This is a genomic window from Neobacillus notoginsengisoli (assembly GCF_003515685.1).
Lineage (GTDB): Bacteria > Bacillota > Bacilli > Bacillales > Cytobacillaceae > Bacillus_D > Bacillus_D notoginsengisoli.
Map to the genome: position 1 here is coordinate 18,858 of NZ_QWEG01000024.1, position 19,097 is coordinate 37,954.

Annotated in this window: 24 protein-coding genes and 1 riboswitch; of the genes, 21 read left to right on the forward strand and 3 right to left on the reverse strand. The window is 45.6% G+C overall.

Features of this window, described 5'->3' with window-relative positions; all coding sequences use genetic code 11:
• The first annotated feature begins 43 nt into the window (after positions 1–43).
• The 7 genes from queG to yhbH all read left to right on the forward strand — a co-directional run bounded on the left by queG (position 44) and on the right by yhbH (position 7,675).
• Complete coding sequence (gene queG, locus D1B31_RS22585) at positions 44–1,174, forward strand: tRNA epoxyqueuosine(34) reductase QueG (RefSeq protein ID WP_118924728.1); 1,131 nt, start codon at positions 44–46, stop codon at positions 1,172–1,174.
• Positions 1,175–1,258: 84 nt separating this feature from the next.
• Positions 1,259–2,149: an amidase domain-containing protein gene (locus D1B31_RS22590; protein WP_118924730.1), complete on the forward strand. Its 891-nt coding sequence runs from the start codon at positions 1,259–1,261 to the stop codon at positions 2,147–2,149.
• A gap of 99 nt (positions 2,150–2,248) precedes the next feature.
• The gene (gene trmL / locus D1B31_RS22595) at positions 2,249–2,731 is read left to right on the forward strand and encodes a tRNA (uridine(34)/cytosine(34)/5-carboxymethylaminomethyluridine(34)-2'-O)-methyltransferase TrmL (RefSeq protein ID WP_192894821.1); all 483 of its coding nucleotides are present in this window, start codon (positions 2,249–2,251) and stop codon (positions 2,729–2,731) included.
• 79 nt (positions 2,732–2,810) lie between these two features.
• Positions 2,811–3,560, forward strand: a complete 750-nt coding sequence (gene nfsA / locus D1B31_RS22600; protein ID WP_118924734.1) for an oxygen-insensitive NADPH nitroreductase — start codon at positions 2,811–2,813, stop codon at positions 3,558–3,560.
• Positions 3,561–3,924: 364 nt separating this feature from the next.
• Positions 3,925–5,820, forward strand: a complete 1,896-nt coding sequence (locus D1B31_RS22605; protein WP_118924736.1) for a PrkA family serine protein kinase — start codon at positions 3,925–3,927, stop codon at positions 5,818–5,820.
• Between the two features lie 86 nt (positions 5,821–5,906).
• The gene (locus D1B31_RS22610; protein WP_118924738.1) at positions 5,907–6,098 is read left to right on the forward strand and encodes a hypothetical protein; all 192 of its coding nucleotides are present in this window, start codon (positions 5,907–5,909) and stop codon (positions 6,096–6,098) included.
• A gap of 407 nt (positions 6,099–6,505) precedes the next feature.
• Positions 6,506–7,675 (forward strand): sporulation protein YhbH, encoded by a 1,170-nt coding sequence (gene yhbH, locus D1B31_RS22615; protein WP_118924769.1) that lies wholly within the window; start codon positions 6,506–6,508, stop codon positions 7,673–7,675.
• A gap of 124 nt (positions 7,676–7,799) precedes the next feature.
• Here yhbH and D1B31_RS22620 read toward each other — a convergent pair whose 3' ends face one another.
• Positions 7,800–8,375: a DUF2238 domain-containing protein gene (locus D1B31_RS22620; RefSeq protein WP_118924740.1), complete on the reverse strand. Its 576-nt coding sequence runs from the start codon at positions 8,373–8,375 to the stop codon at positions 7,800–7,802.
• Between the two features lie 17 nt (positions 8,376–8,392).
• A complete protein-coding gene (locus D1B31_RS22625; RefSeq protein WP_192894822.1) occupies positions 8,393–8,959 on the reverse strand; it encodes a DUF2238 domain-containing protein in 567 nt (188 codons plus the stop codon).
• A gap of 116 nt (positions 8,960–9,075) precedes the next feature.
• On the opposite strand from D1B31_RS22625, the gene D1B31_RS22630 reads away from it, so the two are divergent.
• From D1B31_RS22630 to D1B31_RS22695, 14 genes are all read left to right on the forward strand, one after another.
• Positions 9,076–9,867: an NRDE family protein gene (locus D1B31_RS22630; RefSeq protein ID WP_338036503.1), complete on the forward strand. Its 792-nt coding sequence runs from the start codon at positions 9,076–9,078 to the stop codon at positions 9,865–9,867.
• Position 9,868: 1 nt separating this feature from the next.
• Complete coding sequence (locus D1B31_RS22635) at positions 9,869–10,246, forward strand: PH domain-containing protein (protein WP_118924744.1); 378 nt, start codon at positions 9,869–9,871, stop codon at positions 10,244–10,246.
• 31 nt (positions 10,247–10,277) lie between these two features.
• Positions 10,278–10,874 carry a class I SAM-dependent methyltransferase gene (locus D1B31_RS22640; protein WP_118924746.1) on the forward strand — a complete coding sequence of 199 codons (597 nt, stop codon included), beginning with the start codon at positions 10,278–10,280 and terminating at the stop codon, positions 10,872–10,874.
• Positions 10,875–10,963: 89 nt separating this feature from the next.
• Positions 10,964–11,704: a hypothetical protein gene (locus D1B31_RS22645; protein ID WP_118924748.1), complete on the forward strand. Its 741-nt coding sequence runs from the start codon at positions 10,964–10,966 to the stop codon at positions 11,702–11,704.
• A gap of 49 nt (positions 11,705–11,753) precedes the next feature.
• On the forward strand, positions 11,754–12,056 hold the full coding sequence (locus D1B31_RS22650; protein WP_118924750.1) for an iron-sulfur cluster assembly accessory protein: 303 nt from the start codon (positions 11,754–11,756) through the stop codon (positions 12,054–12,056).
• Positions 12,057–12,161: 105 nt separating this feature from the next.
• Positions 12,162–12,263: riboswitch (SAM riboswitch) on the forward strand.
• A gap of 245 nt (positions 12,264–12,508) precedes the next feature.
• Positions 12,509–12,676 carry a Fur-regulated basic protein FbpA gene (fbpA, locus tag D1B31_RS22655; protein WP_240035398.1) on the forward strand — a complete coding sequence of 56 codons (168 nt, stop codon included), beginning with the start codon at positions 12,509–12,511 and terminating at the stop codon, positions 12,674–12,676.
• A 246-nt stretch (positions 12,677–12,922) separates the two neighbouring features.
• Positions 12,923–14,302: a sensor domain-containing diguanylate cyclase gene (locus D1B31_RS22660; protein WP_158587655.1), complete on the forward strand. Its 1,380-nt coding sequence runs from the start codon at positions 12,923–12,925 to the stop codon at positions 14,300–14,302.
• Between the two features lie 243 nt (positions 14,303–14,545).
• A complete protein-coding gene (locus D1B31_RS22665) occupies positions 14,546–14,866 on the forward strand; it encodes a hypothetical protein (RefSeq protein WP_118924756.1) in 321 nt (106 codons plus the stop codon).
• Between the two features lie 212 nt (positions 14,867–15,078).
• The gene (locus D1B31_RS22670; RefSeq protein WP_118924758.1) at positions 15,079–15,750 is read left to right on the forward strand and encodes a P-loop NTPase family protein; all 672 of its coding nucleotides are present in this window, start codon (positions 15,079–15,081) and stop codon (positions 15,748–15,750) included.
• 12 nt (positions 15,751–15,762) lie between these two features.
• A complete protein-coding gene (locus D1B31_RS22675) occupies positions 15,763–15,993 on the forward strand; it encodes a 4Fe-4S dicluster domain-containing protein (protein WP_204563062.1) in 231 nt (76 codons plus the stop codon).
• Positions 15,994–16,055: 62 nt separating this feature from the next.
• The gene (locus D1B31_RS22680; protein WP_118924762.1) at positions 16,056–17,120 is read left to right on the forward strand and encodes a 3-methyl-2-oxobutanoate dehydrogenase subunit VorB; all 1,065 of its coding nucleotides are present in this window, start codon (positions 16,056–16,058) and stop codon (positions 17,118–17,120) included.
• Positions 17,117–17,860, forward strand: coding sequence for a thiamine pyrophosphate-dependent enzyme (locus D1B31_RS22685; RefSeq protein ID WP_240035399.1), 744 nt, complete (start codon positions 17,117–17,119; stop codon positions 17,858–17,860). Before D1B31_RS22680 ends, D1B31_RS22685 begins: the two co-directional genes overlap by 4 nt.
• A gap of 2 nt (positions 17,861–17,862) precedes the next feature.
• Entirely contained in the window at positions 17,863–18,417 is a 555-nt protein-coding gene (locus tag D1B31_RS22690; RefSeq protein WP_118924764.1) for a 2-oxoacid:acceptor oxidoreductase family protein, read from the forward strand.
• Positions 18,418–18,598: 181 nt separating this feature from the next.
• The gene (locus tag D1B31_RS22695; protein ID WP_420846143.1) at positions 18,599–18,943 is read left to right on the forward strand and encodes a cupin domain-containing protein; all 345 of its coding nucleotides are present in this window, start codon (positions 18,599–18,601) and stop codon (positions 18,941–18,943) included.
• Between the two features lie 72 nt (positions 18,944–19,015).
• Here D1B31_RS22695 and D1B31_RS25260 read toward each other — a convergent pair.
• Positions 19,016–19,097 (reverse strand): IS3 family transposase (locus D1B31_RS25260; RefSeq protein ID WP_142922562.1); only part of this gene is annotated, 82 nt, incomplete at its 5' end.

The window sequence follows — 19,097 nt, forward strand, 5'->3', positions numbered from 1 at the left end:
GGACTTTCAATAGATCATCCAATATAGAAAGGAGGTATCGGATTTGGATTATCGCCAGTTAAGAGAAGAGGTTATTGCCTACAGTAAAACAATTGGAATCGACAAAATCGGTTTTACGGCGGCTGAACCGTTCGGTGAGCTGAAAAACAGGCTGATCCGCCAACAGGAGCTTGGCTACCAGTCGGGTTTTGAGGAGCCGGATATTGAAAAACGGACAAACCCGGAACTCCTAATGGAGAAACCTCGATCCATCATTGCCATCGCGCTTGCCTATCCTTCAAAAATGAACGAGCGAGTCGTGAGTAAAAAAGGTGAACGCAGAGGCATTTTTTGCCGGGCATCATGGGGGCTTGATTATCACCACATCCTTCGGGCAAAATTGGCCAAGCTGGAAGAGTTCATTTTAGAGAAGGTTCCCGGAGCCCGGCTAAAGTCCATGGTCGACACCGGTGAACTTGCCGACCGGGCGGTAGCGGAAAGGGCGGGCATTGGCTGGAGCGGGAAAAACTGCTCAATCATCACTCCGGAATTCGGTTCCTATGTGTACCTTGGCGAGATGATTACAAGCATCCCGTTTGAGCCGGATACACCGTTGGAGGATCAATGCGGCTCTTGCCGGAAGTGTCTCGATGCTTGTCCAACCGGTGCTCTTGTCCAAGGCGGCCAGTTGAATGCGCAGCGGTGCATCTCCTTTTTGACACAAACAAAAGATTTTATTCCCGAAGAATTCAGGGAGAAAATCGGTAACCGCATTTATGGTTGTGATTCGTGCCAGACTGCCTGCCCTATGAACAAAGGCCGGGACTTTCACTTCCATGAGGAAATGGAACCTGATCCTGAGGTTGCCAAGCCGCTATTGAAGCCGATTCTTTCCCTAAGTAACCGGGAATTCAAGGAGCGCTTTGGCAAGGTGGCAGGTTCTTGGCGAGGCAAAAAGCCGATTCAGCGAAACGCGATTATCGCTCTAGCACATTTTAAGGACGACACTGCGGTTAGCGAGCTCGAGAATCTCATTCGAAAAGATCCCCGTCCGGTTATGCGGGGAACAGCGGCCTGGGCGCTAGGCAAAATTGGCGGAAGCGAATCAGCATTCATTTTGCAAAAGGCTCTCGCTGAAGAAAACGATGAAGAAGTGCTTACAGAAATTAAAAAAGGCATTGAAATGATCAAATAGAGGAGGATGGCCCAGCGCTATCCTTCTTTTTTTGCCTAAAGGCCGCCGACTTATCATATGTATGGAAGAAAAGGGGGCGGCGAAATGCGAAAGGCACTGGAGGAACTGCTTGAAAAAAGAATAAAGGAATTTGTTTCAGATGGTGGGGAGGCCAGGTATTCGGATGAAAAGGATGAACGGAAAACCCGGGCTTGCTCCGACCGGGGGGCTTCGATCGTAAAAACGTATGCGAGAGGAAGGATTGTAAGACAGCAAAAAAAGGATGATTGGCAGGCGGTCCTGTACGAGGTCCACTTTCAGCATTTAATTAAACAGAAGGAACATTTTTATTTAGAGGAAGAGGTAGAGGTTCGGGAGGCGCGTTTTTATGAAGAGGTGCTGGTTGAAGATTATGAAGTGGTGCCCTCACAGTTTGAAGCTGCTTTTTCAGGCGACTTGTCCTTGCCAGAGCTTGAAGGCGAAATGCGTTTAGCTTTTCATTATGACCGCAGGAAAGCTGTCCAGTATGCCGAAAGATGGTGGAACTCGTACAATCCCGCTTTCAAAAAGTTCGAAGTGGATTGTACGAACTATATCTCCCAATGCCTTTATACCGGAGGAGCGCCAATGCACGGCCATCCAAATCGCGGGAAGGGCTGGTGGATGAGGGGCAATAACTACAGCTACAGTTGGGCAGTGGCAAATTCACTGCGCTGGTACCTCGCCAGTTCGAAAACAGGCCTACGGACCAGGGAAGTAGGCAGTGCAGACCAGCTGATTCCCGGAGATGTCATTTGCTATGACTTCCAGGGGGACGGCCGCTTTGACCATAATACGATTGTCGTTGCCAAAGATGCCAACCGGATGCCGCTTGTAAATGCACACACATACAACAGCCGGATGCGGTACTGGGAATATACCGACTCCTCGGCTTATACTCCAAAGATCAAATATAAGTTTTACACAATCGTGGATGACAGCCATGGGAGGTTGTAAGGGACGTCCCGAATGGTATAATAACGGAGTGGAGTTTTAGAGTTGATTAATGCTTTGTAAAAATGATATTGATTGAATTTTGTTCGAAATGATTAGAGGGTGAACATCTTGGCAGTACATGTTGTGTTATACCAACCGCTGATTCCGGCAAATACAGGGAATATTTCTAGGACGTGTGCCGGGACTGGAGCGTGGCTTCATCTAATCCGTCCGCTAGGATTCTCGACGGATGATAAACAGCTGAAACGGGCAGGCCTTGATTACTGGGAACATGTAAAGCTGGTCTATCATGATTCCCTTGAGGACTTTTATGAGGCGGTTTCGGGCGGGGAATGCTATTATATAACGAAGTTCGGGGATAAACCGTATTCATCGTTTGATTACAGCGATCCGGATAAGGACTATTATTTTATTTTTGGCAAGGAAACAACAGGCTTGCCAAAAGAAGTGATTGAAACAAATAGAGAGCGGTGTCTGCGTCTGCCGATGAATGAGCATATTCGTTCACTCAATCTCTCGAATACCGCAGCGATTCTTGTTTATGAAGCATTGAGGCAGCAAGACTTTCCTGGATTGATGTAAAGCCTGCCATGCAGGCTTTTTTCGTAAGCTTTGATTGTATCCCAGTTCCAGAATAAAATGCAGCAAGGGAGCGATTTGCATGAATGAAACGATTGAAACGATTCTAAAGCACAGGTCAATTCGAAAATTTCAGGACAGGCGCCTATCAGATAGGCAAATCCGGACGATTGTTGAATGTGCGCAGGCGGCTTCAACATCAAGCTTTATCCAGGCATATTCAATCATTGGAGTAAAAGACCCGGAGAAGAAACAAAGGCTTGCAGCCATCGTAGGGAAACAGGATTATGTCGCCCATAACGGTCATTTCTTTGTATTCTGTGCCGATTTATACAGGCACACAATGATTGGGGAGCGGGAGAACAGGGATGTCCTCGAGTCGATTGAAAGCACGGAAAAGTTTATGGTCTCAATCATAGATGCCGCGCTCGCTGCGCAAAATGCGGCGGTTGCCGCGGAGTCAATGGGCTTGGGTATTTGCTACATTGGCGGGCTGCGAAATAACTTGGATAAAGTCCAGGAAATCCTGTCAACACCTGAAAGAGTCATCCCGTTATTCGGGATGGCCGTCGGGTTTCCTGATCAGGATCCCGGAACGAAACCGCGTTTACCGTTCAGCCATATTTACCATGAAGAAGGCTATAAGCAGGATCAGCATACTTATTTACAGCAAATTGACGAGTATGACAAGCAAATATCGGCGTACTATGAGGAGCGGACCGGGGGAAAGAGACGTGATACTTGGTCCAGCCAGATTTCAGGGATGCTTGAGAAGAAGAGCCGTATGTATATGAAGGAGTTCATTAAGAAAATCAAGTTGAATAAACGATAATTGAAACGTAAAAAAGCTGCCCTACACGGCAGCTTTTTTGCATGAAACATTATTTACTGTTCGATCCCGGCTTATCATTGAATCCGGACGTGAAGATGGCTGCGAGGAATGCAGCGGAAACACCTAATATTAATAGCAAACGCATGTTATATAAGCCCCCTTTGCCCGAAAAAATCCATTGGATTTGACATACACATTTATTATAGCCTAACCTAAGCAATCTGGAAATGAATATACTTGAAATTTTTGTACATGGACTTTACACATATTTTTCCTGTTCGGCTGTTTGCATGTTCAAATCAGTGTCCGCATAGAGTATAGTAATCGTCTCTGATTTTTAGCGACAGGGGGAGGCCTATAGTTTATGGATATTTTGAGAAAAATTGAAATGTACAGACAAGAGGAAGAAAAACTGCGTTGGGAAGGGACTTTCGGTGAATACCTGCAATTGTTGAAAGAGAGGCCATGGGTTGCCCAGTCCGCGCATTCAAGGGTTTATAATATGGTCAAGGAAGCCGGGATTATAAAGGAAAAGGGCAAAAAGACATACGAGTTTTTCAATCAGCAACTCTTTGGGCTTGAAGAAGCACTTGAAAGGCTAGTCGAAGAATATTTCCATCCAGCTGCAAAAAGACTCGATGTCAGGAAACGGATCTTGCTGTTAATGGGGCCGGTCAGCGGCGGTAAATCAACGCTTGTCACCATGCTGAAAAGGGGGCTTGAAGCCTATTCCCATACAGACAGAGGGGCTGTTTTTGCGATAAAGGGCTGCCCGATGCACGAGGATCCGCTTCATCTCATTCCCCATTATCTCCGTAAGGATTTCTTTGATGAATATGGAATTAGGGTTGAAGGCAATCTGTCCCCGCTGAACATGATGCGCCTGGAGCAGGAGTACGGCGGGAGAATAGAGGATGTCCTCGTTGAAAGGATTTTCTTCTCAGAGGACAGGCGGATTGGGATTGGCACATTCAGCCCGTCAGACCCGAAGTCACAGGATATTGCCGACTTGACAGGAAGCATTGATTTTTCGACGATTGCTGAATACGGTTCAGAATCCGACCCGCGCGCCTACCGGTTCGATGGTGAATTAAACAAGGCGAACCGGGGGATGATGGAGTTTCAGGAAATGCTCAAATGCGATGAAAAGTTCCTTTGGCATCTGCTTTCACTCACACAGGAAGGCAACTTCAAGGCTGGAAGGTTCGCCTTGATCAGCGCTGACGAGCTCATTATCGCGCACACGAACGAAACGGAATACCGTTCGTTCATTTCGAATAAAAAGAATGAAGCGCTTCATTCCAGAATCATTGTGATGCCAATTCCGTATAACCTGAAGGTTTCCCAGGAAGAGCGAATTTATGAAAAGATGATTCGGGAAAGTGATGTGGCCAATGTGCATATTGCCCCGCACACGTTAAGGGTGGCCGCAATGTTTACAATCCTGACAAGGCTGAAGGAACCGAAAAAAGGGGATATTGATCTAGTTAAAAAAATGAGGCTGTATGACGGAGAAAATGTTGAGGGCTATAATCAGGCTGATGTTGACGAGATGAAGAAGGAGTACCAGGATGAAGGTATGAGCGGAATAGATCCGCGCTATGTCATTAATCGGATATCGTCCACAATTATCCGTAAAGAGATCGCCTCCATCAATGCGTTGGATGTGCTTCGCTCACTAAAAGACGGTTTGGATCAGCATCCTTCAATAACAGCTGAATTGAGGGAGAGGTATTTGAACTATATTTCCCTCGCCCGGAAAGAGTATGATACGATTGCCAAAAAAGAAGTCCAAAAAGCATTTGTCTATTCATATGAAGAGTCCGCAAAGACGCTCATGGATAACTATCTCGATAATGTTGAAGCATACTGCAACAAGGCGAAGCTTCGTGACCCTCTGACAGGAGAAGAAATTTCGCCGGATGAAAAACTGATGAGGTCAATTGAGGAGCAAATTGGCATTTCCGAAAATGCGAAAAAAGCGTTCCGGGAAGAAGTGCTCATCCGCATTTCTGCCTACGCTCGGAAAGGGAAGCGGTTTGATTACAATTCCCATGACCGACTCCGTGAAGCCATCCAGAAAAAGCTGTTTGCCGACCTGAAGGATGTAGTAAAAATCACGACCTCTTCTAAAACTCCTGATGAACAGCAGCTGAAGAAAATAAACAATGTCGTGGCCAGATTGATCGATGAACACGGATATAATTCAACCTCTGCCAACGAATTGCTCCGATACGTCGGAAGCCTACTCAACCGCTAAGCAGTAAACAAGAGCCGGAACACTTTCTCCGGCTCTTAGTTTATGTTTTTTTATTTCAGGGAAAAAGAGTGGTAGAGGTGATACCAATGAAAAAAGACAAAGATGGACTAGACAAGGATTACCAGCCAGATAACGGCTCAATGGCAGCAAATTTGGAAGAAATGAAAAATCTCGGCAAGCAAATGGAACACCGCCGCACCGGCAAAGAATTAAAAGAAGAGTATGGCAAAAAACCAGACCCCATTCAACACGAGAAAAAAGATGATTTCCTCCCCTAACAGGCGGGGGATTTTTTGTTTTTAACTGTGTTAAATGGAATAATGTGATTATAAACTACGTTGATTGAAGCGAAGGGCACCGACTCCGGCGGGATGAAGCGGCAAGGTGGAGACCGCATGAAAAGCGGAAGCGCCTTCGTGACAGGCAAACACCGCCTGTCCCTGCGGTGATTATTCTCGGGAGCTTTCCTTTGCGTAGCGGAAATCAACAGCCAATTTAAATAGAGAACTGTATTTATTACCAACTTTTTACTACTAATTTTCGAAATAATTTGTAAATTATCCACAGCTTCGGCATAGGATAGAGTAATCAATATTACTGAAGTGTTTTGGGCATTATGACAGTCTATTCACAGCTGAAGAAACACGTGAAGGAATTTGAAAAAGTGAATAAGGAGGGGTTTGGAATGATCGATGAGAACAATCACCAATTTGTGATCTCAAAGGAAGATTGGTCCCTCCACCGTAAAGGCCAAGATGATCAGCAACGGCATCAAGAAAAAGTCCAGGAGGCGATTCGCAATAATCTTCCAGACTTGATTACCGAGGAAAGTATCATTATGTCAAATGGCCGCGATGTAGTAAAAATACCAATTCGTTCTTTGGACGAATATAAAATTCGCTATAATTATGATAAAAACAAGCATGTCGGCCAGGGAAATGGAAAATCCAAGGTAGGCGATGTCGTTGCCCGGGACTCTTCGGGAGACAAGAAAGGACCCGGCAAAGGCCAAGGGGCAGGCGACCAGGCAGGCGAGGACTATTTTGAGGCAGAAGTATCAATGATGGAACTGGAGGAAGCCCTGTTCAAGCAGCTTGAACTGCCGAACTTAAAGAAAAAAGAACAGGCGGAGCATACGATTGAACATATAGAGTTTAATGATATCAGGAAGACTGGCTTAATGGGCAATATTGATAAAAAGCGGACGATGATGTCTGCATTCAAACGGAATGCAATGCATGGCAAGCCATCGTTCCATCCAATTTATAATGAAGACCTGAAATTCAAGACATGGAATGAAATTGTCAAGCCGGACTCCAAAGCAGTCGTCCTGGCAATGATGGACACGAGCGGTAGTATGGGTTTATGGGAAAAGTATATGGCGCGCAGTTTCTTTTTCTGGATGACACGCTTCCTCCGCACAAAATACGAAACGGTTGAAATTGAGTTCATCGCTCATCATACGGAAGCAAAGGTTGTTTCAGAGGAGGATTTCTTTTCAAAAGGGGAAAGTGGCGGAACGATTTGTTCATCCGCTTATCGGAAGGCACTTGAACTTATAAATAATAAATACGATCCTGTTAAATTTAATATTTATCCGTTCCATTTCTCTGACGGAGATAACCTGACGTCTGACAATGCCCGTTGCGTCAAGTTAGTTGAAGAACTGATGAAGGTTTCAAATATGTTCGGTTACGGAGAGGTAAACCAGTACAATCGCCACTCTACACTCATGACAGCTTATAAAAATATCAAAAATGAAAAATTCAGGTACTATATTCTTAAACAAAAAGCAGATGTCTTCAACTCGATGAAAAGCTTTTTCTCTAATGAAGAGGAAAAGAAATATGCATGACCAAAGCCAGCCGAAGAGGCTGGCTTATTCTTATTAATGAGACTTGGAGATTGTGGAATATGGTCACCTTATTGGAACGAGTTTCAGGAAAACGCTCTAACACGACTTTTCCAGCATGGTACGATCACCCGTTGTTCTTTTTCAGCTTCGTCCGAACTCCTGACCCGATCCCAACTGCTAGGCCACCTAGTGTATCGGAAATCAGGTCTATCATCGTATCCTTGTTTCCTCCTCCTTGAAGGTTCATGCCAAAAAACTGATCGGAGCTGAACTCATAAATTTCCCAAACAACTCCGCCGAATACAGCGAATGAAAAAACGAACAGAAAAACGAACCAGGCGGAAATGCTGTTCCCGGCATCCCGATGAATCATCCGCTCATACAGAGCAATCCCGGCGAAGCCTAGAATCGCTCCGCTGAGTGCATGAAGGAAAGTATCCCACCAGCCAAGCCCATACCAACCGGAAATAGAACCGAGATATTGGGCGCAGAACAGGAAAATTAGATAGGAGAGAACAAGCGGAAGATTGAACTTCCATTTTGCAAAAAAACCTAAAATGAGCGGTACTGCCCCACAGCCAATACCTGCTGCAGCAACCGAAAATTTAAATGATTCCTGCTGGTCGTAAAACCGGAAGGCCAGCCATGCCATGAATGCCATATAAAGGAGACTAAAAATAATAACAAGTTTTTTTGCCAATCCAACCGCCGCTCCTTTCACAAGTTAGGTTTTCGGATAACCGCGTACAGGCTGGCAAGAAGGCCGCCGGATGTTCCGGCAAGCAGGTCGAACATCGTATCCTTATTGCCCCCCCGCTGCATCGTATGGGTAAAAAATTGATCACCGGCAAACTCATAAATTTCCCACAAAACGCTGGCGGTGACAGCGAGAGATAGAGTGAATAAGAAAAGAATAGGCCGGGAAACGCTTTTTCTTGCCTGTTCCGTTACCCACAACTTATATAGCGCAATGCCCATGAACCCGACCAAAATCCCTTTATAGAAGTGGATTGTTGAATCCCACCAGTTATGTTTTAAATAAAAGGATGCGATTGAGCCAAGAAAAATTGTGCAAAAAATGGTGATATAGTAGCCTATGATGATTGGCAGATTAAAGGGGTTCTTTTTTGCAAAAAGAAGAAGAAGCGGAAGTGCGCTAGCGCCGATTCCCCCGAGTGCCACCTGCCATCTGGATGTATCCCCTTTTCGAAAATAGTAAATAAACAAGGCCGTCATAAATAAAATAAACAAACAGCTTAAGCCGATAATCCATTTACGCTTCACTTTCTCACCTCTTATTCGGCAGTACTCATTAGTATTTCCTGTTCGAGCAAAAAAATGATACATTCATTTCCAAAATGGGATACTATGAAGAGAGAGCATGGATAAGGGGGCAATGAATGCCGATGTGCCTAATATTGTTTGCTTATCAAGCCCATCCCAAATACAGGTTGATTGTTGCGGCCAATCGGGATGAAAATTATGCCAGACCCACGGCTCCAGCGGATTTTTGGCCGGATGAACCGGATATCCTCGCCGGACGGGACCTTGAGAAAATGGGCACCTGGATGGGAATAACGACAGGCGGGAGGTTTGCGGCGCTGACGAACTATCGGGACCCCGAGCAAATGAAAGCTTCCGGCAAATTGTCGCGGGGAGAACTTGTCGCCGATTATCTTAAAGGGAAGACATCTCCAACAGCATTTATGGCCTCAGCAAAGGCATCGAGGGAACGGTATCCAGGCTATAATCTTCTTGCGGGAGATCAATGGGGGCTTTTTTATTATTCGAATATTGAAGGGATCATCCGCGAAATTGAACCCGGCATCCATGGATTGAGCAACCATTTGCTTAACACACCTTGGCCGAAAGTAGAACACGGAAAAAGAGGCCTTCAAGAACTTTTGCAAATGGAAGTGGCAGACTTGCCCAGCCGGCTTTTTGGCTTGCTCCAGCAAGCGGAGCCGGCACCGGATACAGACTTGCCCGATACCGGAATCGGACTTGAATGGGAAAGAGTTCTTTCGCCGCTGTTTATCCGGAGTGAAGGATATGGAACTCGCTGCTCGACCATACTGCTGATGGGACAGGATCAGCTATCCTACATCGAGCGGAATTATACTAGCGATGGATTCACAGAAAAAGAGTTTGTGTTTCCACTAAAAAACGAAACGAAAAAGGGAGGCAGTTAGGATGGGATTTTTGGATGGATTAATGGGAAACGCTTCGGAAGTCAATCTTCAAGAGGTGCAGCAGGAATATGCTAAGGTGTTGGCGCCTGGTGAATCAATTGAAAAGGCATACCGGCTTATTAGGGATATGTTCATTTTCACGAACAGGCGGCTTATTCTCGTTGATAAACAGGGAATTACCGGCCGGAAAACGGAATACCATTCTGTCCCTTACCGTAGTATCACGCACTTCAGCATTGAAACGGCAGGCAGCTTTGACCTGGACGCCGAACTGAAAATCTGGATTTCTGGCAGCCCTGTCCCATTGCAAAAGCAATTTAATAAAAGCTTGAACATTTATGAGCTGCAAAGCGTCCTGGCCGCTTATGTGTTGAAGTAATGCAAGTGGATTTGAAGGACAGTGAATTTTAATGGGGAAATGGTTTGCGGCTGTGTACGACACAGCCATGAAAGGTTTGGAAGAAAAAAAGTTTATATCGATTCGGGAACGATTACTTGAGAAGGCGACGGGCCGTGTCCTTGAAATCGGTTCGGGCACCGGGATCAATTTTCCACTCTATAAGAATGCGGAAAAAGTCGATGCCATCGAACCTGATCCGCATATGATTGGACGGTCGGAACTGCGACTGGCCGATGCGGAGGTGCCTATAGATATCCATCAGCAAAGCGCGGAAAAGCTCGCGTTTCCGGATCATACATTTGACTCCGTAGTAGCCACGCTTGTGTTTTGTACAATTCCAGATTCAACCAAGGCCCTTAAGGAAATCATAAGGGTATCCAAGCCCGAAGGGAGAATAATGTTTTTTGAGCATGTGAAAATGCCTCAGCCTCCGTTAGCAAAAATGCAGGAAATCCTTAATCCTGCCTGGAGAAAGATATGCGGAGGCTGCAATTTGAACCGGGAAACACTGGTTGATATTCAGAATGCAGGCATCCGGATTGATAAGGTGGATTCTTATTATAACGGTCTATTTGTGACAGCCGAATGTACAAATACAAAGGAATAGATTCGGGAGTACGAATAATCAAGAAAAGGTTAGAAAAGCCGACTGGCGGGGAATGGGATAAGGAGACCGATCATTTGGAGTGATGTTGAATGTCTATTTACTACGCCCACCTGGCCGTTCCAATCGTTCAGCCAGACCATACATATTTTGCAGGATGGGAAAGGGTCAGTTCCGAGCCCTTCATGTTTGATAAACGGGACCGATTCACGCTATACCGGCGGAAGGGAGAACCTGTTTTCCAACTGGCCAAGGACGACCGGAATCATTGGTACTTCATGACTATGTTCACTTCAAAAAACTTGTCTGGCCTGAAATGGGCGCGGCAATCATCCCGCCCCGCCTACGTGGATGAAGGGGCAGAATTACCGCTTGCCGATTTGCTTGAACAAGAAGGATTGGAGAAACTCGATTATGGCTTCGATAAAGCGTTTGCCCATACGAGTGCCTTTGTGGACAGCCTTGATGAATTTCCCGCCGAATGGCAGGCGAGGCTTGCGAATGCCGACGGGGAGGATGATCCGACTGTAGTCGATAACATCCATTTCCTTAAGAACTCCTATAACGGCAAGAGAACAAGATACATTACGGGCGCAGAAACAAGGTCGTTTGCAACTGTGACGGAAAACGAACGTTATTTCAATGAAATTCATCTTGAAACAAATGCTTTTCTATACCTTTTGTATTTTCTGTATTTTACTAAACAGCAAATCCTGCCGTCAAAGCAGATGGTGCCAAAGTTGCTTGGAAATCTCTGGGCATCCAAACAGGCCATGAATGCAAATTGGAATCCATCACTCCTGCAATCCGAGCGCCTTGAAACGATGGATTAACTTCTGCAAAATAACCGAGCTATTACAGAGAAGAGAAGGAGATTACTCAATGAAAGTGAAAATCAACCGCCATGCAGCAAAAGTTTTAAAAGAAATGCTTGAGAACGAGTCTGCCGAAGGAAAAATGTTCAGAGTAATCGTCACCCATATGCACGGCGACCACGCCCACTACGACCTTGTCCTGGATACACCGAAAGAGCATGATGAAGTTGTCCAAACAGACAAGGGAATTGATATCATCCTTGATTCACGGGAGGAGTATCTGGATGGCGTCTGGATTCAATATTTTTATGTACCACAAGAGGAATTTGTCATTACAAATCCGTCCAAAGGCGGGCATCATCATCATTAATAAAAATGGCGCCGGAGAACATTCCGGTGCCACATTTTTTCTGGAAATATAGTTGACATTCCCAAGTTAATAAGCTACATTAGATGAAATTGAAAATTACATACGTTCTTATCAAGAGAGGTGGAGGGAAAGGCCCGATGAAACCTCGGCAACAGGCCAACCGGCACTGTGCCAATTCCTGCAGGCATGTTGCCTGGAAGATAAGGAGAGAAAAGCGACGGCCCCTCTTTTTATCAAGAAGGGTTTTTTTTATACCCAAATATGGGGTTCTCATTTTGGCGTTGGGTTCCAGTGCTTCATTCGGGACAAGAATGAAGCACTGGAACCGTCCCCTGCCTCATTTCGTTTAGGGTACTAATACAGAAAACCACGTCGACACGTCCAAACTCTTCCTTGCAGGGAAGTTTTTTTGTATCCAATAAATTTTCACAGAGACAGAAAGGAGAAGAGAAGTGTCCAGATTATCTAAACTAGTAGAAAGAAGGAAAGAGCAACTGATTGAGGAACTATTGATGAGGGATATCTATAAAACATCGGATGAAAAGCACCTTTATGACGCCCCGCTAAAAACACTTGAAAATGAATACAGGCTTGTTCTGGAAAAAGAAGCCGGAGAGTGAAGGTTAAGAGTCCTCCTATAAATGAATACTTTCAAGAAGTTTTCGGAAAATACAAAGCCACTCCACATTCAGCTGATATAAAATGAGAGAGAAGGAAACCATTTGTATTCAGGGTGAGCAATGCCATTCAGTTTAAGTTGCCTGTTTTTTCGAGGCAGGTTCCTAGTAAACGACAGTTGCAAAAAGTGAGGCTGACCGGGAATGACTTGCGAGAGTAATATAATTGATTTACAGGAAATCCTCCAATTGAAAAATGAGAAGACAATACTGTTGGAGAGAGTGGAAGAGCTTGAAAAGAAAATGAAGGACCTGGAAAAAAGCCTGAGAATCAGTGAACAAATAAAACTTAACATCCTGAATGTCCTTCCTATTAATATTTTTTTAGAGGACAGGGAAGGCCGTACAGTGTTTGTTAATGACCAGGTTTTAAAAGCCCATGGAATGGATCGGGAGGAACTGTTCGGTAAAACGGTTTATGATTTTTTTCCGCATCATATTGCTGAGCTGAACAGAAAGGTAGACTTGGAGGTATGGAAGCAAAGGAAGCTTTTTACCAATGAGATACTTGGAGGCTTCCAGGGCGAAGAAAGAGACCTGTTGACCGGAAAAACGATTGTCCAGGCAGAGACTGAGGATTATTTACTTGGATTTGCATTGGACATTACTGACCGCGTCAAGGCAGAGAGAATGCTTAGGGAAAGTGAAGAATTATTCAGGAACGTCGTTGACCAGGCAGCCGACAGCATTTTCCTGATTGATTTGAATGGAAGACTCCTGAAGGTGAATGCTGCGGCGGCCGGTATGCTCGGGTATTCAAAAGAGGAGTTGAATAAACGAGGCGTCTCGGATATTTTTGCGATGCTCCCCCAAAAATTGATAGAGCTGAAGAAATGCGTGGAAGGAAATGAATCCTGCCATTTCGAAGACAGCATGTCGGCATATGATGGAAATCTTATACCAGTCGATCTTAACCTCAGGTTAATCAATACCGGAGGCAAGAAAATTTTTCTCGCACTTGGGAGAGATATTAGGGAACGAAAGGAAGCGGAAAGAGCCATCCAGCATATGGCCTTCCATGATGCGCTGACCGGGCTGCCGAACCGTTGGTATATCCAATCATACTCAAAGGCATTTTGCGGCAGTGAAGGTTCGGATGAACTTGGTATTCTGCTCCTTGACCTCGACCATTTCAAAGTCATTAATGACAACATGGGCCATCAAGCAGGCGATTCGCTTCTAAAGGATGTGGCCAGCCGGCTCAAATCTGTATGTAACGATGGCAACATTGTCGCAAGATTCGGCGGTGATGAATTTATCGTTCTGATTCCAAATATAAAATCAAAAGATGAGGCACTGGAAACTTCCAAAAGAATTTTTGACACACTGGAGAAGCCTTTCCTCATTCATTCGCAAAAAGTGGTGGTTACAGCAAGCATAGGGATTAGCGTCAGTCCAGCAGATGGGACCGAGTTGAATCGGCTGATTAGAAATGCGGACTTGGCGATGTACCGTTCAAAACAAAATGGAAGAAACTGTTGTATGCTCTATGATCCGTCACTGGAAGCAAATGCGGTCGGGCGGCTGGAATTGGAAATTGCCATGCATCGCGCCTCTGGAAGGGAATAAGGCAACCTCGGTGATCCTGGATACAATGTTGCCAATAAAACAAAGGCCCGGTAATATACTTGGGCCCTTTTTTATTGGTTCTTTTAGCGACCTCCAGCAATAATTGTGCTTTATTCATTTCCGAAAACTGACAGAAATTTGACACAAACATATGAAGAAAAAACGAAAATTGTTGTGTCTGGAAAACAACACCATTGAATTGTTTTATAATGAAGCCATCGAAAAGCGGAGGTGCTAAGAGGAATGAACATCACAACAATTATTGAACTTGAAAACAGGGAAGTTGAGAATATGGCAGGAGCAAAGCTTGTTTTTGCACAGGAGCTCGTGGATGAACACATAGTTGAAACATGTGTCGAGTGTTTCCAGGAGGAAGATTCTGAGCAAAAGATTTCGACAGAAGATGCCATGGACCGGGTTTTTAACCAGCTGAAGGAAGAAGGGGTTATTCCAAAAAAGGTTGAGGAGTATTCCTACGAGATGCCATCCTGCGGCCAATTGAGGAAAAATACGGATACAAGCTTCGAAATACCGCAAAATGTCATTATCTCATTCATGAGTTAGAATATGAAAAGCAGGTTTCCACAATGGGTGCGAACCTGCTTTTTTGATTGGATTAGATATGCACTGACCAGGGTGTTTTATAGGGCAAAATCTGGCCTGGCAGGTGTGATAAACGTCAAAGCCAACTGCAGTCTTGCTCCTTTATAATTATTTTGGAAGAGTAGATAAACAGGTTAATTGTAAGCGTTTACATCTGTGGGGAGTGAGGCCTAATGCAGTTAAATTCAAGAGTGACAGTTCTGGCGGGACATTTTGGCAGCGGGAAAACGGAACTTGCCCTGAATATGGCCATTAAGGAAGCGGGGAGGGGGAACAAGGTAGCGATTGCGGATTTGGATGTCATCAATCCTTATTTCCGGTCAAGAGATATTGCGGAAATTTTGAACGAGCATGGAGTTGAACTGATCGGACCACCGCCAAGGCTTGCGTCCTCCGATCTGCCGATTGTATCAGGGGAGATTTACCGGGTTCTTCACGATCCTTCCTATAAGCTCATCATTGATGCAGGAGGAGAAAAGGACGGCGCGACTGTTCTAGGCCAATATTTCCATGAATGGAAAGAGCTGAATGTGTATATGCTTTTTGTCCTGAACGCGAACCGTCCCTATGTCAGTACTGAGGAAGGAGCGGTTGATGCGGTTCTTGGCATTGAAAGTGCTGCAAGGCTTCGTATTGGCGGAATTATTAATAATACAAATTTGGGAGCTGCCACAACTCCAGACGATGTGATAAAAGGTGAGAAACTTGCCTTGGCTGTTACCGAAAAATTGGGCGTGCCTTTTGCGCTCACTTCCATTTCGCGCCAATTGGAACATTCGCCTGAATTTATGGACAGGGAAGGATTGTTTATCATTGACAGGTACATGAAATTGCCATGGGAATAAGGAGGAATTGAAGTGGAGCCGAGAGTTGTTTTTAATGAGAAATATTGTAAATCGTGCAGCCTTTGTATCCAGGTTTGCCCAGTCAATATTATTTTCCTTTCGGACTATCTGAACGGAAAAGGGTATCGGCCTGCAGCGGTCATTGAGCAGGGGAAATGCATCAGCTGTGCAAAATGCGGTCAGGTTTGTCCAGATGGAGTCATTTCTGTTTACAGGCCTGAAAAGAAAAAACTATCCGTCTAAAAAGAATCAATTAGTAGGCTATCAATCTCTGTTTTTTTATATGCCAGGAAAGGGGAAAGACAATGGCAAAAGTATTGATGAAGGGAAATGAAGTGATTGCTGAAGCGGCCATTAATGCCGGCTGCAAATATTTCTTTGGCTATCCAATTACTCCGCAAAGCGAACTAGTCGCCTACATGGCGAGGCGCCTCCCGGAGGTTGGTGGATTATTCCTCCAGGCAGAAAGTGAAGTGGCGGCAATCAATATGGTGTACGGGGCAGCGGGGACAGGCGTACGGGTAATGACCTCATCTTCCAGTCCCGGTTTCAGCCTGAAACAGGAAGGGATTTCCTATCTCGTTGGCGCGGAACTCCCGGCTGTTATCGTGAATGTCGTCCGCGGCGGCCCGGGCCTGGGCAATATCCAGCCGGCTCAATCGGATTATTTTCAAGTGACAAAAGGAGGCGGGCATGGAGATTACTATACGCCTGTCCTCGCACCGGCAAGTCTTCAGGAAATTGTTGATTTAACGAGAGAAGCTTTTGAAATTGCCGACCGCTACCGGACCCCGGTCATTCTACTGGGTGACGGGATGCTCGGCCAAATGATGGAACCTGTTGAATTTTCACGGGAAATGGAAAAAGACTTTGTACCGAAGGAATGGGCGACGACAGGAACCCGCGGCGACGGGAAACGGAGGGTGATCACTTCCCTCCAGCTAGATGCGGAAACGCTTGAGCAGAGAAATATTCATTTGCAAAAGAAATTCGCACGAATTAAGGAAAATGAAGTCCGCTATGAAACGTATTTAACCGATGATGCGGACTTTATTATTACTGCTTTCGGGACGGTCGCAAGGATTGCGATGAACGCCATTGACAGGGCAAGAAAACAGGGAATCAAGGTTGGCCTGATTCGGCCGGTTTCCCTTTGGCCATTCCCGGTTCAGCCATTTATTGAAACGAGGGATCAAGTGAAGGGGTATTTGTCTGTTGAGATGAGCGCCGGGCAAATGATTGAAGATGTAAGGCTGGCGGTTGAAGGAAGAGCCCCGGTTGAGTTTTTTGGCAGGACCGGGGGAGTCGTTCCGACCCAGGAAGAGATTTTCGGCAAAATCATTGAGCTGACTGGGAGGGTCACTGTATGAGCATGAAGACCGTTTTTGAGAAAACGACAGGGTTGACTGACAATCCGACCCACTACTGCCCTGGCTGCACTCATGGCATCATTCATCGGCTTGTTGGTGAAGTGCTCGAGGAAATGGATATCCTTGAGGAAACAATTGGAGTGGCTTCGGTTGGCTGCTCGGTCCTTTCCTACGAATATTTCAATTGCGATATGACCCAGGCAGCCCATGGGCGCGCCCCGGCTGTCGCGACCGGAATTAAAAGAGTTTTGCCTGACCGGTTTGTCTTTACGTACCAGGGGGACGGAGACCTTGCTTCGATAGGAATAAGCGAAGTCATCCACTCGGCGGCAAGAGGAGAAAATATTACAGTTATATTTGTCAATAATGCGATATATGGTATGACTGGCGGGCAGATGGCGCCAACGACCTTAATCGGCCAAAAAACAGCAACTAGCCCGTTTGGCCGCGATCCGCGCCTGCAGGGTTCGCCAATCCGGGTCAGTGAAATGATTGCCACCCTTGATGGCGCCGCTTATATTGAGCGTGTTTCTTCCCACGATGTTCCAAATATCATTAAGGCCAAAAAGGCAATCCGGCGGGCATTTGAAGCGCAGAAGAATGGACTTGGGTTCTCAATGGTTGAAGTTTTGTCCACATGCCCGACCAACTGGGGTCTCGACCCTCATGAAGCGCTTGACTGGGTGCGGGACAGCATGATTCCTGTTTACCCTCTCGGCATTTACAAGGGAGGGAAATAAGGATGCTTGAAGAAATCATTATTGCCGGTTTCGGCGGCCAGGGCGTGATGTCGATGGGCCAATTATTCGCCTACGCCGGCCTCCACGAGGGAAAAAATGTTTCCTGGCTTCCCTCTTATGGGCCGGAGCAAAGGGGCGGGACTGCTAACTGCGCGGTCGTAGTCAGTGATGAGCCTATCGGTTCGCCGCTCGTCAGTTCACCATCAACAGCCATTGTCTTGAATATCCCATCTTTTGAAAAATTTGAGCCAAAGGTAAGACCTGGCGGCTTGTTGCTGACAAACAGTTCTTTGGTTGGGAAAAAGTCACTCAGACGTGATATAACTGCGATTGAAATTGATGCAACCACAATGGCTAACGAGCTGGGGAATGGCAGGGTAGCCAACATGATTTTACTAGGAGCCTTTATTGAATTGACCGGCATCCTGTCACAGGACTCTGTCATTGCATCCTTGCAGCATGTTTTATCCCCAGAAAAGAATCATTTGATTGCGGTTAATCGATTTGCTTTAAATAAGGGTGCCGCGATTGTGCAGGAATGGAGTCCAACGAAATAACTTTGACTTTGAGGCCGTGGAGCTGGTTATGCTCCCGGCCCTTTTGTATTTTTGAGAATAAGGGCTCCGGAAGAGGGTAAAGTGTTAAAAATGCTGAACCGTGATATAGTTCACTTAATTGAAAATGATTATCATTTATAATGGGTGGTAAGGAAAAGAATGAAGTAAGCGGAGGAGTGGAATGATGGAGAAACAATCATTGTCACCTTATATGGAGTTTAGTAAAGAGAGATTTACAAAAAGAATCATTTTTAAAAAAGGCGAGAGCACGGCATTTGTCCTGAACTTTAATCCGGGCCAGCAGCTACCGCCCCATAAGCATCCGGGTACGGAAGTGTTTCTGCATGTCCTTTCTGGAATAGGCACGTTTATTATTGACGGGGCAGAACAGGAAGTGTCCGCCAATGATGTCGTTCACTGCGGCGGGGAAGAAATGCTGGCGTTCAAAAACAACGGCAGCGGGCCGGTCAGCCTTTATGTCATCTTAAGCAAAGTTCCATCACCTGAATATGCAAAAGATATTTAAATTGGAAAGTGCCTGGCACCTTTGATGTGAACTGCCCCCTGTCAAGTAGACAGTGGAAATAATAAAAACAAGCTAAGCGGCTTTAGTCCTGTATTCCATGGGGCTAAGGCCGTTTAATCGTTTTTGGTATCGATTATGATTATAAAAGTGTATG

What these genes read in the sequence shown, in the direction of transcription:
- D1B31_RS22590 (WP_118924730.1), top strand. Translation starts at nt 1,259, where the DNA reads ATGCGAAAGGCACTGGAGGAACTGCTTGAAAAAAGAATAAAGGAATTT.
- nfsA (WP_118924734.1), top strand. Translation starts at nt 2,811, where the DNA reads ATGAATGAAACGATTGAAACGATTCTAAAGCACAGGTCAATTCGAAAA.
- D1B31_RS22605 (WP_118924736.1), top strand. Translation starts at nt 3,925, where the DNA reads ATGGATATTTTGAGAAAAATTGAAATGTACAGACAAGAGGAAGAAAAA.
- D1B31_RS22610 (WP_118924738.1), top strand. Translation starts at nt 5,907, where the DNA reads ATGAAAAAAGACAAAGATGGACTAGACAAGGATTACCAGCCAGATAAC.
- yhbH (WP_118924769.1), top strand. Translation starts at nt 6,506, where the DNA reads ATGATCGATGAGAACAATCACCAATTTGTGATCTCAAAGGAAGATTGG.
- D1B31_RS22630 (WP_338036503.1), top strand. Translation starts at nt 9,076, where the DNA reads ATGCCGATGTGCCTAATATTGTTTGCTTATCAAGCCCATCCCAAATAC.
- D1B31_RS22635 (WP_118924744.1), top strand. Translation starts at nt 9,869, where the DNA reads ATGGGATTTTTGGATGGATTAATGGGAAACGCTTCGGAAGTCAATCTT.
- D1B31_RS22640 (WP_118924746.1), top strand. Translation starts at nt 10,278, where the DNA reads ATGGGGAAATGGTTTGCGGCTGTGTACGACACAGCCATGAAAGGTTTG.
- D1B31_RS22645 (WP_118924748.1), top strand. Translation starts at nt 10,964, where the DNA reads ATGTCTATTTACTACGCCCACCTGGCCGTTCCAATCGTTCAGCCAGAC.
- D1B31_RS22650 (WP_118924750.1), top strand. Translation starts at nt 11,754, where the DNA reads ATGAAAGTGAAAATCAACCGCCATGCAGCAAAAGTTTTAAAAGAAATG.
- D1B31_RS22665 (WP_118924756.1), top strand. Translation starts at nt 14,546, where the DNA reads ATGAACATCACAACAATTATTGAACTTGAAAACAGGGAAGTTGAGAAT.
- D1B31_RS22670 (WP_118924758.1), top strand. Translation starts at nt 15,079, where the DNA reads ATGCAGTTAAATTCAAGAGTGACAGTTCTGGCGGGACATTTTGGCAGC.
- D1B31_RS22680 (WP_118924762.1), top strand. Translation starts at nt 16,056, where the DNA reads ATGGCAAAAGTATTGATGAAGGGAAATGAAGTGATTGCTGAAGCGGCC.
- D1B31_RS22685 (WP_240035399.1), top strand. Translation starts at nt 17,117, where the DNA reads ATGAGCATGAAGACCGTTTTTGAGAAAACGACAGGGTTGACTGACAAT.
- D1B31_RS22690 (WP_118924764.1), top strand. Translation starts at nt 17,863, where the DNA reads ATGCTTGAAGAAATCATTATTGCCGGTTTCGGCGGCCAGGGCGTGATG.
- D1B31_RS22695 (WP_420846143.1), top strand. Translation starts at nt 18,599, where the DNA reads ATGATGGAGAAACAATCATTGTCACCTTATATGGAGTTTAGTAAAGAG.